Genomic DNA, 15,078 nt, shown 5'->3' with positions numbered 1-15,078 from the left:
CGCTCGCTCAACCCGCCGATATTCTTCTGATCGCGCTTTACTAATTCGTTGAAGCATCTCACGATCCACATCGGAAAGCTGGAGTTTATCTTTTTTGGATTTAAAGGGCATGGTTTCTCTCCGTTCGAACTGGTCTACGAAGATTATACCACAATGTACTGGAATATAGTTACATTATTTAAGGATCATTATACTAGTGTATCTTTCGTTGCTTTTTTTTCAAGACATGCTCTTTTGCCATTTTCAGCTTAGCGTCATCGTATTTCTCCGTTAATCCGCCCCCTCCACATTCATCTGAGGATTCAAACGTCAGAAACGGGGGAGCCGATCCGGGCAATCCTGCCTTCACCAGAAAGTTCTTTGATTCCTGAGACAAATTCAAGGAATCTACTGCTTTCTTATCATATGCGACGAGACCGTAAGTTTCCTTATCCAACTGTCCAAAAACTCTTGTGGCGTTATCATCTCAACCTCCGCTTTTTTTGCTCCATGCTCTCGACAATTCCTTCAAATGAATGGCGTTTCAAATAGGTGCAAATCATTATTTATTTCCGGTGCTATTGGGGATTATCGCGAAATAATAACATACACGCAACTATTCCCGAGTAAAGAAGGGATAATCGGAGAAAACGGGATAAATAAGTGTTTCTGTGCATCTATTTGCCCAAAAACAGCGTATCTCGGTACCATTAGGTGTATTTTTGCACTTCCCGCCTACTCTCCGAACGGGAGAGCTCAAGAAAGGCCGGCATTTCGGTTTATACTGCCCTTTTGCCAACTAACGGCCACAACCGGGTTTCCTTCTTTTCCAGCCGGCGGTATCACCCCGATATATGACGTACACCGCCTGTCGTCAAATCTTTTTTGTTCTGGACCTACGAGATGGGGAATTTACTCTAAATTCTCGACCCATGCTTCTAAAGTTGCTTAAAATTTCTATCATGCTTTTTGTAACCATCTTACGGCGGTTCCACAAGCAATTAAAACATCGTGGTGGTTAAAGGACTCGATTTTCGCGGTCTGCTCAAGTTGCTATTTCATTCCCCTCATATGTCCTCCTGCTCTTAAGTGCGGGTCTTGGCTTCCCGGGGAGGCTGCAAACAAAAGCAGGTCAATCATAGTTTTTCCCACCACGATTGACCCGCTCCGTTCAGCACCAATCCTTTTACAGCTTGACAGATACCTGGTTATCGCCCTTCTTATTAATCAAAGAGACTTCCTCATCTGATAACCACTTCAATTCACCAAGGTGCTTTGCATAAGCAAACTCATCCGGCAGTTCGGACAATACTTGCTCCCTTCGCACCTCCGCCCCCTCTTTCTGCTTAACCAACAGAGAAATGTTCATGCTCTTCACTTCATGCTGCATGAGCACTTCTGCGCTAAGAAGCCCGGAGGGACTCTTCACCGCTTTTTTCCACACCCACTCGTTGACAAACCCCGCTTGTTCGATTCGCGAGAAGGTTTCCCGAAAGGGTTCCGGCGCCCAGCCTTTGTGGACGCATACCTTCTCAACCCCCTTCATCAGAAGTCCCAAAGCGGCTCTCTTTTTCTGCATGTCGCCGAGCGACTGGAAGTCGCCAAGACGAAACGCAGCTTGTACCGTAACAACACCGGAAAAATTCAAAATCTTTTCTTCGGTTACGGTTTCCACACACTCCACAAGAACCTTCCAGGCATCTTCCGTCTCCATCTTGCCGAAAAGTCGTTCGAACATCGCGGTCATACAACGGGTTTCCTGCCGAAAGGAACGGCGCTTTTCCTTCCAGTTCAGGTTATAATCCATGCGCGTTGCATCTTGCCGGACAACGCCATTGTTGCTCATGATCGAGTTTATCTTTTCTTCGTCCGGAACATAGGGCAAATCCAGATCAAACTCGATTAAATCCACGCTCCGCACTCCTTGCTCCTTGTAGACACGGTGAGAATCGCTGACCGACAACATACATGAGATTAACTCTTTGGAGTTCCAATAGGCAACGCCGGGATTTAGGCTTGATCCTATTGCCCCCTCTTTCTCAAAATCATAATCCAGGTAACCGTCAGAATCCAAAAAGTATACGGACTGCTTATAGAACTCTATAAGTGTTTCAAAGAACTTTTCCGAAGACTGAAATAATAATGAAAACTCACTATTTTCACGCGTAACTAAGTATATCCCATACTGCTCTTCCTTCTTCACATAACAAATATAATCACTTGAATAGTTGGACAAGAGCGGCAAAACCAGATCTACTTTCTGATCTGAGCCTATAAAGGTATTTAAAATATGTTGATTCTCTTTTAGCTCATCAATATGCACCAAGCGGTAGCCTGGTATAAAATCCATCAATTTTTGATCTTGAATATCTCTCTTGGTTCCTCGAACAGTACTATAGATTGTTTTAAACAATTCCGGAACTTCCATTCCTGAGAAAAAATTCCCCCAATCCCTTGCCGCTTTCCCGAGGCTCTCCGGATAAGCAGGTCTAAGTCTCCCGGACTGCTCAATAAATTCATGAAATTGCTCTTTACTCATTTTGCACCTTCTTTTTTCGCTGAAAGAAGGCTTAAAAGCCTTCTTTCAGCGAACTGGATTAATCTTTGATTTTCACGTTAAAGCTATCATTAGGTCCGATTCCGTGTTTCTTGTAAAATTGGCCTAAATCTCTTCAGACTGCCTGATTTTCTTGACTAGGAACAGGTTCTACATGAGCCCCGTTTCCTCCTTGTTTTGTTGAGGCATAAGGAAAACTCATCGTAATCGTATCCCTTCGGCGGTGTCCTTGGTCTTTTCTTATTTGCTTTTGCGCTTCATAGCGATTTTTTTGAGCGGCACGTGTTCCATCCCCCCTTGTTAGATTAGTGTACTTGGTGGTCTGCGCCTGATAATCGTTCTTGGATTGCTTGGCGGTTTTCTCGCGGAGCAGGCCGTCGCCGTCGTAGCGGTACTCGACCGTTGCCCGGGTGCTCGCCTTCACCCTCTGCACGCTCTTCAACCGGTTGAAGCCATCATAGGTGACGGGTAACCTTCTCAAGCAGGGCGGCGATTTCTCCTACGGCGGTGCCGCCGTTCACGGAGCCTCCGGTAGAAGGACGCGCGCTATTTTTGTGAGGCCGGGTATAACTGACCTTTTGACTGAGCTCGTTGCCGTTCGGATCGTACAGGTACGAGGTCGTCTACAGCAGGTATTCGATCGGCACGCCTCTTGGGGATCGCTGTACCCGCTCGGCTGCGCCGAAGTACACGTCTCCTACATCGAGAGCCTGTTGCTTGCGCCGTCGTAAGCATATACGGTCGTCTTGCCCGGCGTTTCGACTCGGGTGATCCTTCCGTCCGCATCGTAAGCCTAGCCCGTTTTGCCGTGCCCGTCCTTCTTCTCGGTCTGCCAACCGGCAGCTTCATAGGTAATGGAAGTCCGAAATCGTATCCCCATCCGGGCTCTTGTTGGTCAACTGGACGATCCGGTTGTTCTTGTCGTATGCGTATGCGGTTTTTACTCCGCATAGCAACCGTAGTCGGCGTAGATACAGTTGTGAAAAAAATAAAAAACCTGTGAGAAACTGATGGTAAAAAAAGCAGGTCAATCATGGCGGTATCTGACCATAATTAACCTGTTTCATGTAAGGGAATAGCGTTATTTAGGATATAAAACTTCGTGCTTTTCGTACGTACAAACGAAATGACGAAATCTATATACCGGTATCACATGGGTTATTCGTGTTATTGGTTGAATGATGGGTTCATTCGTCACTGGGTAGCCCCCTGTGATTATTCTGTCTCAAAAACAGTAATAAACATTGACTCCCATTCTTCATAAACTTCTACAGCAATATTCCTGGAAGGAAATCTCTGTTTGAAACTCATAGACCAAAATAATTTTATTACTTCGCCAAGGATTGGTATTTGCATTGAAATATCTTCATCATCGTTTACATTAATGTGAAAGAAATCTTTCAATTCGTACAGGTTCATCATCTTTTCAACGGAGCACTTATCACCTTGACAACTAACTTTCCACTTCTCTAATAATTCATCACTGTACTTATCTTTAAGTAAGAAGTATTTTCCCACCTCAATAACTTCAGGATAATAGAACTTCGCAAATGCTAGGGCTGTCTGTAGGTCAGCTTTGATATTTACATAATTCCACCAACTAAAATTTCGTGGGTTAGCTAACTTGTACTCCATGTATTCTTTTATAGTTTCATCAGTAAATAACTCCATAAGGAAATTTCAACCCTTTCTTAACTGGCTACGAGTCATCATAATTTACTTGATGACTCGCAGCAAGCTAAAATACTATTTTCTTGAACTTGGTATTTCATCAGGATTAGCAGGACGAACCTGATACCCATTTTGGAATTGCTCACCTGTCTTTGGATTGGTGTTAAATGTTGGCTCTTTCACATTTGGTCTAGGAATTGAGCCATGGTCTTTGCCATCAATCCTGACTTCTTTTACAATTTTTCCATCCGGCCCATACGTTGTGTATTTTGTAATGTTCCCGTTTGCATCTCTATCAATTTTTGTTGAATTAGGTGTGCCTGCATCGGCAGGATTACTGCGACTCTTTTTAGCCGCTGATGTAGCATCTCCCGTCCCATTATTCGGAGTACTGGAAGTGCTTGGCGTCTTGCCATCCGAACCCCCTCCGGATTTAAACTCCTGAATCAGACTCTTGGCATCGTCCAGGAAGCTCATGCCGCTTTTGACGCCGGTTGTGATTCCCGCCCCGGCGACGGCGACTCCGGCTGTAGCTATGGCTGGTGCGGCGACAACGGTCGGCCCTCCCGCGATGGTAAGCACAGATCCGCCAACCATGCCTGAGCCGCCTGTGAATTCGATGCCCCCCACGACAATTCCCAGAATATCACCGACCAAACGTCCGGCCAGGTACGTTTTCTGGTTCTTGTCCCTATACGTGTTATCCGGTTGGATGAGGCCCATGGACACATTTGCTACTGTCGCGTCCGCCGCCCCGGAGATGAACGAACCGGCGTACGAACCGGCGGTTTTCAACGCTTGCTTGACTTGGCCCGCAGCCGAGCTGATCGACTTGCCGGCGCTGACCGCCATCGTTTTGGCGCTGCTGACGGCCGCCTTGGCGGTGTTCGTGACATTCTTGGCCGTGCTGACTGCCACGTTCTTCACGGTGGTAATGGCCGATTTTGCCGTCGTTACCGCGCTTTTTGTCGCATTGGCTACGGTTTTGGCCGTACTCACCGCGGCTTTGACTGTGCTGGTGACGGCCTTCTTCGCCGCGGCTGCGGTTGTCTTCACCGCGGCTGTAGCTGTCTTGGCAACCGCCGCTGCGGTTTTCTTCACCGCTGCCGTTGTCGTCTTTACGGCGGCCGTGGCGGTCTTCGCCACCGTCGATGCGGTTTTCTTCACCGCAGCGGTTGTCGTCTTCACGGCGGCCGTGGCGGTCTTCGCCACCGTCGTCGCCGTTTTCTTCACGGCGGCGGTCGTCGTCTTCACCGCAGCCGTGGCGGTCTTCGCCACCGTCGTCGCCGCCTTTTTCACGGTGGTTGTCGCACTTTTCACCACGGAAGTCGTTGTCTTGACCACGTTGCTCACGGTCTTCGTTACGGTGGAGGTAACGGATTTTGCCGTGCTGGTAACGGCCTTAGTGACGTTAGAAACCGTTGACTTGGCAGCCGAAACCGTCTTGGATACCGCGCTGGTAAATTTGCTGAACACCGACCAATGTCCATTCGGATCCGCGAACAGGATCGGATTGTTCTCCGCATAGGTGTACAGGTTCAGACTAAGCGGATTCTTGGCGTTCCCCGCATAGGTATCCTCGGTAATGAAGCGGCCTACATAAGGATCATAATACCGGGCGCGGAGATAGTACAGCCCCGTGTCGGTGTCGAAGAACTCGCCGGCGTACCGGATGGACTCTTCCCGGGATTCGAGCGCCAGCGTCGTGTTTCCGAACGCGTCGTAATCGTATTGGTTTTCAATTTGGCCCTTGGAGGTGACCGTCTGCACGACGTCTCCGTGGCCGTTGTACAGGTAGTCGCTGATCTTCTCGCCCAAACCGATCCGCGCTATGTAATCGATGCCCCGGATGTAGCGCGTGACCGTTTTGCCCTCCCCGTTCGCCTCCAGGATGACATGCTGCCGGTCATAGGCGTACCGGGTCGTCTGCGCCTGATAACCATCCTTGGAGCGCTTGACGGTTTTCTCGCGCAGCAAACCGTCGCCGTCATAGCGGTACTCGACCGTTGCCCGGGTGCCGGCCTTCACCTTCTGCACGCTTTTCAACCGGTTGAAGCCGTCGTAGGTGCGGGTGACCTTCTCCAGAAGAGCCGCGATTTCGCCTGCTGCGGCATCGCCGTATACCGAGCCTCCGGTGGAAGGACGCGCTCCGTTTTTGTGCGGCCGGGTATAGCTGACCTTTTGACTCAGCTCGTTGCCGTTCGCATCGTACAGGTACAAGGTCGTCTTCAGCAGCAATTCCTTGCTGTCGGCGTCCAGCATCCGTTCCTCCAATTGAACCAGCTGGTTGGAGGCGGAGTAGACGTAATCGCTCTTCTTCAGCAGATACTCGAGCGCTGCGCCGGTTTGCGGATCGCTGTAGCCGCTTGGCTGTGCCGAGGTGTACGTCTCCTGCATCGACAGCCGGTTGCTTGCGCCGTCGTATGCATAGACGGTCGTCTTGCCGGGCGTTTCGATCCGGGTGATTCTTCCGTCCGCATCGTAGCCGTAGGCGGTCTTGCCATAGCCGTCCGTCTTGTCGGTCTGCTGGCCTGCGGCGTCATAGGTGTAGCGGAAGTCGGAGATCACTTCTCCGTCCGGGCTCTTGTTGGTCAACCGGACAACCCGGTTGTTTTTGTCGTAGGCGTATGCGGTTTTTACTCCGCCCTCGTACGTCAGCGAGATCCGGTTGCCGTTTAAATCGTACGCATACACCGCCGTTTTACCGTCGAATGCCACCTGCTCCATCCGGTCGGTTTTGTCGTACGTGTAGGACGTTTCGCGGTTTTGGCCGTCTGTCACGCGTGTGACATTGCCGACGGCGTCGTAGGCGTAAGCGAGCTCCGCCGCCCCGTCTTTTGTGATCCGGGTCAAGCGGTTCAGTTCATTGTAGCTGTAAGCACGGGACCCGCTTTCATCGGTCATGCCCGTCCGGTTGCCCGTTTCGTCATAGGTATACCGAATGCGGTCGCCGGTTTCCGCAACCCGGGTTTCGGTCAGCAAATTCCGCTCGTCGTAGACATACAGCGTTTGATTCCCCGCCCGGTCCGTCATGGACACCCGGTTCAAGGCCAAGTCGTACGAATAGCGCACGGTCTTGTTGTCCGCATTCGTCACGCTGCGCAGCACGCCGAAGGAACCGTAGCTGTACTGCGTTACCTTGCCCCGCCCGTCCTTCATGGCGATTTTGTTTCCGGCCCCGTCGTATTCATAGCGGGTAACGGTTTCCGTCGAGCTGGTGACGCTCAGCAGATGACCGGCCGGATCATAGCCGTATCGGGTCGTGTTGCCAAGCGCGTCCGTCTCCACGGACACGCGGCCGAGCGCGTCGTATTCATAACGCGTGGTAATTCCTTTTACCGCAGCCAGCTCCGGCTCCTGTACCGTCAGAACTTGGTTGGCCAGGTTGTAGGTGTACACCGTGCCGTACCGCGCTTCGTCGGTATCCGCCGAAGCGTACCCTTTGGCGTCGATGACCTTGATGACGTTTCCGTTTGCATCGTAGCTGTTTGTCTTCACCACGATGTCATGAGCGTTTCGGGTGGACAGATGGCGGTTCAGCTTGTCGTACGTATAAGACGTCCGGTTGCCGTTCCGGTCCGTTTCCGCCGTTTTGTTACCCGCCAGGTCGTATTCCGAAGAAGAGCTGCGGCCTGCGGCATCCGTTATAACCGACAACCGGTCCAGAACATCGTACGTGTAGCGCGTCGTGTTGCCTCGTTCATCGGTTGCCGTCAGCTTGTTTCCGTTCTCGTCATACGTATACTGCCGGGTCAGCTCCTTCCCGTTTGCACGCGTCACGATCTTCTCGACGCGTCCGAGCAAGTCGTAGCTGTACCGCGTCGTGTAGGCCGCACGGCCCGCTTCGTCCGGGGACGGCAAGCCGTAAGCCCGGGGATCCGTTTCGCTGATTTTATTGCCCATGGCGTCATAGGCAAAGCCCGTAATCAGCTGCACCTTGTCCGGGTATTCCGGGTCTTTCAACAGGTCCGGATCAGGCAAACCGGCCGCTTCGCTTAGATCCTCACGGTCCAGCAGGCGAATGCTGCGAACGAGCCGATTGGTAACATCGTAAGCGTACTTGCGGATATCGCTCCCGCTTGCATTTCGCACTTGCACAGTCCTGACCAGGTTGCCGTTCTTGTCGTATTCGTTGCGGATGTCGTAGCCGCTGTTATCGGCTACCGTTTTCACGAGATTGTTGTCATAGTACGTGTAGCCGGTTTCCAGGCGAACGGAGCTGTTCTTGGAACCCGTCACGATCTTCCGCAGAAGATTGCCGGCTTCATCGTACCGGTAGCTCTCGACCGTATAGAGTTTGTTCCCGCTGGCGTCCAGGTCGGCCGGCGTCCGTTTTTCGGCCAGGCGGTCGTTTGCGTCGTATTTGAATAGAGTAACGCTCCCCCGCTTGTCCTTTTCCGAGATCAGATTGCCCTTCCGGTCATAGCGGGACTCCACGGTAAAGCCATAGGCGTCTTTCACGAATTTCAGTTTGCCGAAGGCGTTATAGCCGTAAGCCGTCGTATTCCCGAGCGGGTCGGTTTCGGAAATTTTCCGGCCCAGCTTGTCGTAAACGAACGAAATGCTGCCTCCGTCGGCGAACGCCGTTTTTGTCAGGGCGCCGTCGGGCTGATACGTGAAAGCGGTCGAGTGGCCGCGCGCGTCCGTTTCCTTGACCGCGCGTCCGAGCACATCGTATTCAAACACGGTGGCGTTTCCGAGCGCATCGGTTTTGCGAAGCACATTGTCCACGGCGTCATACTCGTAAACCGTGCCTTTGGAATCCACAACGCTGCCTTTGAACTGGTTGCCGTCTACACTTTTGATCATGCGCCCGTTAAGGTCGTACGCATAGTAAGCAACGCCTTTGCCGTCCGGACCGGTTGTGGAGAGCAGCCGGTTCATCAAGTCGTACGCGTGTACGGTGGCCGGAAGCTCCGCCAAAGTTTCCGGCTTGTCCTTGGCGGCGTCGTATTGATTAGGCGCGATCTCCCGGACCAGGTTCCCCATGACATCGTACACATACCGGGTAATCGCGGCTTCGCTGCCCGCCGATGGAGCGGCCTTGCGGATCAGGCGGTTGACTTCATTGTAGTCGTAGCGGGTTTCCGCTCCTCTGGCGTTGATTTCCTTCACGAGATTCCCGGCATAATCGTATTCGTACCGGGTCGCGTTTTCCGCTGCATCGATCATCCTTACCTTGTTGCCGTCCAGGTCATACTCAAGGCGTATCGTATGCCCGTTGGCATCGGTTTCCCCAACCAGCTGATCACTCTTGTCGTACGCATAGCGCGTGTTGGAAAGCACCCGGTCGGCGTATTCCGAATCGAATTTCGCGCCGTTCAGGTATTCCGGGGCCAGATCGGCCGTTTTGACCAAAAGGGACTTGCCGACAAGGCGGTTCCGCGAATCGTATTCCATCCGCACGATTTCCGCGTCGTCGTCTCCCGTTTTACTCCATTCCGTGACGGGATTGCCGGCCCGGTCGTATTCCGTTCGGGTTTCCCGTCCGACCGGACCGGTTACGCGGATCAGACGGCCCGCCTTGTCGTAGGCGTTCTCCACCCGGTCCCCGGCGGACACCCGGTTGGTTTCCTTGCCGCCTTTTTCCGCGACAGAGAGAAAGGTTTCGCTGCCGGTCGGTTGCCCCGCTTCATTAAATTCCGTCCGGACAAGCCGGTAATAGTCGTTCGTGCCGTCCGACCGGATAAACGCCCGGCTTGCGGTCAGGTTGCCGGCGGCGTCGTATTCATGGAAGACGGACTGCCCAAGCGCATCCGTTTCTTCAAGCAGCTCTCCTTTAGCGGAATAACGGAACCGCTCCTTCGAGCCGTCCGGGTATTCCTTTAAATAAGGGTCGCCGTACACCGTATTGTACTGTTTGGTAACGCGGCCCGCCCGGTCGGTGGTTTGGACAAAAGCCTCCCCGGTCAAGTCATAATCGAACGATTCGCTGCTTCCGTCCGGGTACTCCGTTTTCCGCAGCTTCCCGCTCAGATCATACTCGTAGCGGGTTGTCCGGCCGAGCGCATCCGTTTCGCTCCGGACATTGCCCGATCCGTCGTAGGTTTTCACCGAAGTCGCGAGCGCCGTGCCCTGGCGGCCGTTGATCTCGGACAGCCGGGCGGAAACGACGGTAACCGGCAAATCCAACACATTGTACGTATATTCGGTGCCCGTCGAGGCCGCCGGGTCATCTGCGTTGTAGCCTTCTCCGTCGGCCTCCATGGCCACAAGCTCGCTGTTGTCCGCGTATTCCGCGTACCGGATTACCTCGCGGGTTTTGCCGTCAAAGGCGACCGACTTGACTAACCGGTTGAGCGCGTCATACTCATGCTCCGTTCCGGGCGCCGCTTCCAGATCGGTTCCGTAGTAGCGGGGATCGACCTCCTTCCGCAGGTTGCCCTCCGCGTCATAGGCGTACCGGGTTGTGTTGCCCAGCGGATCGGTCTCGGCGGTCAAGCGGTTCATTCCGTCATAAGCAAAGGAAGCGGTTTGCGGAACGCCCTGCACGACGGCCGTTTCCGAGGTTTTGTTTCCGGTTTTGTCATAAGCATATTCCGTTTTGCGCGTTGCCCCTTCATGAAAAGGGGCGGTTTCCGTCAGCAAAAGGTTCCGGTAGTCGTACGCATAGGTGGTCGTATCATAGCCAGCCCCGTTAAATTGATGCGAAGCGATCAGGTTACCGGCATAATCGTAGACGTATTTCTCGTCGGCCGCGCCGTGCTCGACCGCCGTCCCGTCGCTCCGAATCTCGCGGAGCAGCGACGTTTCCCTGGTTACGCGGTCGTCGAAGTCATACTCCATCGTGTGCACGCGCACAAGGCTGCCGTCGGCTTTGCCATACTCGAAAAGCTTCGTATTGTTGCCGTTGGCGTCGTATTCGTAATGCAAGCGGCCGGTTTGGCCGGCATCGATGGCAGGATACTCGTCCACTTTCTGGTTGTACGCGTCGTAGGCAAAGGAAACGCTGGAGGACTCGCGGCGCGCTCCGCCGCTGAACAGCCCTTCCGTTTGCTTGAGTACGTTCCCCGCTGCGTCATACTCGGTGGTTGAATAGAAATAGTCGGCTGATCCTTTCTCGTAAACCTTCTGGAACACTTCTCTGCCAAGCTCGTCATAGGTGTTTTCCGTGATTTTGTTTCCCGGCTCCTGCTGGACAAGAATGTCGTCTTCGGCGTTGTAGGTCCAGACGGTTTTATACCCGAGCGCATCGGTTTGGGCGACCGTCCGGCCCAAATGGTCGAACGCATAGCGGGTGGTGCGGTTCAGCGCGTCGGTTTCGCTGATCCGGTTGCCCGCGTAGTCGTAGGCGTACTGCGCTGCATAAAAGGTCTTGTTGTCCGGCGTCGTCTCCTGCTTCACAAGCCGGTCGAGGATGTCGTACGATTCCTTTTGCACATAGCCTTCTTCGTCCGTAATTGTGATGACCGTCGGAGCCGCTTTGTCGGCTGTCAGCTGATAAGCGACGGTCATCAAGCCTTTGGCGACCTTGTCAGCCTCATAGGCCGTTTTCTTCGTCAGCCGCTGGCTGCTGTCGTATTCGTAACGGACGCTATGCCCGTTGGCGTCGGTCTCCTTCGTCGTATTGCCGAAGGCGTCGTATTCCACCGCGCTGAGGGTATGCCAGGCGCCTTGGTCCCAAATGCTGTTTTTGACCATCGCCCCTTGAATGTCATATTCGTACAAGAACTTGTTTTTGCCCGGATCGGTCAATTGAACCCGGAAGTTACTGTACGGGTTGTCTTCATATACATAGTCAATAGTCCGGTCCGCCCCGGGCATCTTTTTCTTCACCCGGTAGAGCGCGTCGTATTCATAGGCGGTTTTAATGCCCCTGGCGTCGGTTTCAAACGCCACGTTCCCCGTGTTCATGTCGTACGCATAGGTTCTCGCGGCTTCTTTCCCGTTCCAGGCTTGATATTCCTTCGTAAGGTAAGCCCCTTTGGTGTCGCTGCCCGCTGCATCCGTTCCGTACTCGTAAAACGTCACCCGGTCGCGGTCGCTGTGCACCGTCGTCCGGATCATGTTTCCGTAGCTGTCGTAGGCATAGTCGGTGGTCTCCCACGGACGCTCCGGGTCGGAATTGGACCGGTCTTCCCGTATCACGTTCCCCAGGTCATCCAGCGTATACTTGATCTGGCAGGTCGTGTCCGCATCCTGCTTCCAGGTTTTTTGCGTCAGGGCGTGGAATTTGTCATAGGCGTACGAATAAACCACCAAATGCTCATTGTCCAGCGGATTGCCTTTGTCGTCGCGTTCCGCCTCCGGTCCGACGTAATTGATCAGATTCCCGTATTCGTCGTAGCGGAAATTGGTGATTTTGCGGACCGGCTCGCCCGACGGTTTCCCGTCCGCCACCGGATACTCATCGGTTTGCTGCTTCTTGACGAGCTTCAGTTCATCGTACTCGCTGGTCACGACCTCGCGGTGGTCCTTGCCCTGCTTTTCCGTCAGGATCAGTTCCTGCTTGCCGTTGTACGTGTATTTCACCGTGCTGCCGCCCGGGTCCGTGATCACCGTGTAATACCGGTACGTGTTCTTCAAGTAATCGTCGTCGTTCGGTTTATAATCGGCGGTGCCATAACCGTCGGCTTCATTCGTATAGGCATAGGTGTCTTTGTATTTTACATCGGCCTGAAACCGGTCCAGGAAGTTGGAGGCTGAGGCATCGTAGCCTTTTTTGGCCAAATCCTGCCGCTCGAAAATTTTCCGGTACTGCATGCTGCCGCCGTCATTCAGGCGTTTGGTGTAGCTGTTGTAAACGTAGCGCTTGACCTTGTTCGAGGCCACTTCGCTGATTTGCACCAAATTTTCGTACCGGTTGTATGCCGAATACTGTTTTCCGTTGAAATAGGTAAAGCCGAGGTCCGGCTGCTCGTACCAGAAGTGATATTTCGGCTTGGAATCCGTTCCGTAAACCCGTTGCAGCCGGGTCCGGACCACATGCTTGGAGGGCGAAAGCAGCACGGCGGACTTGTCGTACACCACCGTCTGCCCGCCCGGCAGACGGACCACCACCTGGTATTTCCCCTGCAGATCGCCCGAATCCGTGCTGTTCGGGTTTTGCGACGCGTTGTAATAGTCGTCCGGTCCGTAATGGGTTTGTTTGATCGGCCCCGCCGTGAAGGCGTGATCTTCGGGATATTCCATCGTGACCACCCGGCCGATGGTATCGGTGATTTTGGAAATCAGCCGTTTGGTGACGGCCTTGCCGTCGGTGGAATAACTGAGGGTGGAATATTCGAACTGGATTTTGTTCCCGTAGCGGTCGACAATCCCCAGAACCCGGCCGTCTTCGGCAAAATACGTCTTTTTGCCTTCCTTGTTGGTCATCAGGTATTTGGAGGTTCCGTCCGTCTGGCCGTTGGAGAAGGCCGACGATTCCCGGACCGTCACGTCCTTAACCGTCTGTCCTTCGGGCAGAAATACGGTGGCCCCATTCTCCCGGAACTCGCCGAGCGTGTAAATGTCCCCGCTTTCGGTATGCAGAAATTTATGGCTGGTGCCGTCATCGTTTTTGCGGATTTCCATGCCCGGAAACGCAAACCGCATGCCGATCCCCAGGTTGTACCGGTCTTCGTAAAAGGAGGAAGTGGCCGCGTCCGAGTATACATAGTCGACCCAGGCTCCGTCCACGTATTTGACCTTCATGTCCTGCACATTGGACGTTTCGTTCTTGTAGATCCGCTTGAGCTCCAGATCCAGCCCGTTGCGGCCGGGCAGCACATAATCCGTCTGGGTGACGGTCAAGGTGCCGCTCTGCGGGCTGATCTCTTCCTCGGTCGTATTCATCCGCAAATAGACCGGCGAAAGCATAGTGTTGTACTGTTCCTTTGGTCCGACCAGATTATTCAAACGCTCCTGCAGAGTTTCCGCGTACGCGGAAGGGAGAACCAGGAGAAATAAGAACATCGTAAGCAGCAACGCGCGAATGGATGTTTTCAAAGCTTGCACCTCCGGCAAAGTCGAAACTGACAAAGCAAGGCCCTATTTTTCATACTTTTTCACATACAAGTCCGCCAGTACGGCGTTTTCCGTTTGGCCCGCCTTCATTTTCTTGATGACTGTCTCCGGAGCTTGACCGACTTTTTGGGCGATGACAAACGCCTTCACGACTTGCTCTTCCGTAAATTTGCCGGGGACGGCATACTTGCCGAGGTCTTCTTCGGTGACCGAAACCCGCGGCAGCCGGACCGGATTCTGCAAAATTCCGTTCTTGACGCAGACCGCTCCCCACCCATCGGCGGTCAGCCGGTCGGCGACGACGGCATCGATGGACTTCCCGGTCACAAACGAAAGGCGATCGGCGATCATGATGTCGTCCGCGGTCAGCGCGGCGGAGTCCATCAGCTCCTCCAGCTTTTCCGGGTCAAAGCTGCGCGGCTCAAAAGCCTCATGGTCCTCACGGTAACGGTCAAACAGCTCCGCCCAGCCGCGTCCCGATTTTTTCTCGTCCAGCAGCGGCTTCCATTCGTTTTTGCGGCCGTAATTCTGATACAAAAAATCATAGGCGATCAGCACATCCTGCTTGGCATAGCCTTGAGCGAGCAGCGCGTCGGCCTCTTGCTTGTACACCTTTTGCATGCCTGTCTCGGAGATCAGCTTGTCGAACGCCGCGTCCCCGGTCCCGGCCTCCGCCGGTTCGGCGTCCTTCGGGGCGCTTTGCTGGGCGGGATCGACCGCCGCTGCGGCACCCTTCTCTCCGGCAGGCGGAGAAGAAGGAGCCGGCACCACCGGGTCCGTCCGGTCCAGGCTGGCCACGGACGCTTCCTTGCGGCTGATGAGCCGGGCCACGCCGGAATAGGCGAGAACGCCGGTCTGCACGATGAACACCGCCGCCAAAGCCAGGATGAGCGACCTCTTTGACAACCGTCGTTTCCTCATAGATA

General features: G+C 53.6%; 5 protein-coding genes. All 5 read right to left on the bottom strand.

Going from position 1 to position 15,078, the window contains the following annotated elements; all coding sequences use genetic code 11:
* Positions 1 to 1,165: 1,165 nt before the first annotated feature.
* On the bottom strand, positions 1,166 to 2,518 hold the full coding sequence (locus AC6I6H_RS17025) for a hypothetical protein (RefSeq protein WP_497955180.1): 1,353 nt from the start codon (positions 2,516 to 2,518) through the stop codon (positions 1,166 to 1,168).
* Positions 2,519 to 2,651: 133 nt separating this feature from the next.
* Positions 2,652 to 2,960, bottom strand: coding sequence for a NucA/NucB deoxyribonuclease domain-containing protein (locus tag AC6I6H_RS17020; RefSeq protein ID WP_497955179.1), 309 nt, complete (start codon positions 2,958 to 2,960; stop codon positions 2,652 to 2,654).
* 791 nt (positions 2,961 to 3,751) lie between these two features.
* On the bottom strand, positions 3,752 to 4,207 hold the full coding sequence (locus AC6I6H_RS17015) for a hypothetical protein (protein WP_497955178.1): 456 nt from the start codon (positions 4,205 to 4,207) through the stop codon (positions 3,752 to 3,754).
* Positions 4,208 to 4,282: 75 nt separating this feature from the next.
* Entirely contained in the window at positions 4,283 to 14,134 is a 9,852-nt protein-coding gene (locus AC6I6H_RS17010; protein ID WP_497955177.1) for an RHS repeat-associated core domain-containing protein, read from the bottom strand.
* A gap of 42 nt (positions 14,135 to 14,176) precedes the next feature.
* On the bottom strand, positions 14,177 to 15,073 hold the full coding sequence (locus tag AC6I6H_RS17005; protein WP_497955176.1) for a hypothetical protein: 897 nt from the start codon (positions 15,071 to 15,073) through the stop codon (positions 14,177 to 14,179).
* Positions 15,074 to 15,078: the final 5 nt, after the last annotated feature.

The sequence above is a fragment of the Gorillibacterium sp. sgz306347 genome, assembly GCF_059735245.1.
Note: the sequence above shows the minus strand (reverse complement) of the source record. Positions and strands in the feature narration are given on the sequence as shown.

What these genes read in the sequence shown, in the direction of transcription:
- AC6I6H_RS17025 (WP_497955180.1), bottom strand. Translation starts at nt 2,518, where the DNA reads ATGAGTAAAGAGCAATTTCATGAATTTATTGAGCAGTCCGGGAGACTT.
- AC6I6H_RS17015 (WP_497955178.1), bottom strand. Translation starts at nt 4,207, where the DNA reads ATGGAGTTATTTACTGATGAAACTATAAAAGAATACATGGAGTACAAG.
- AC6I6H_RS17005 (WP_497955176.1), bottom strand. Translation starts at nt 15,073, where the DNA reads ATGAGGAAACGACGGTTGTCAAAGAGGTCGCTCATCCTGGCTTTGGCG.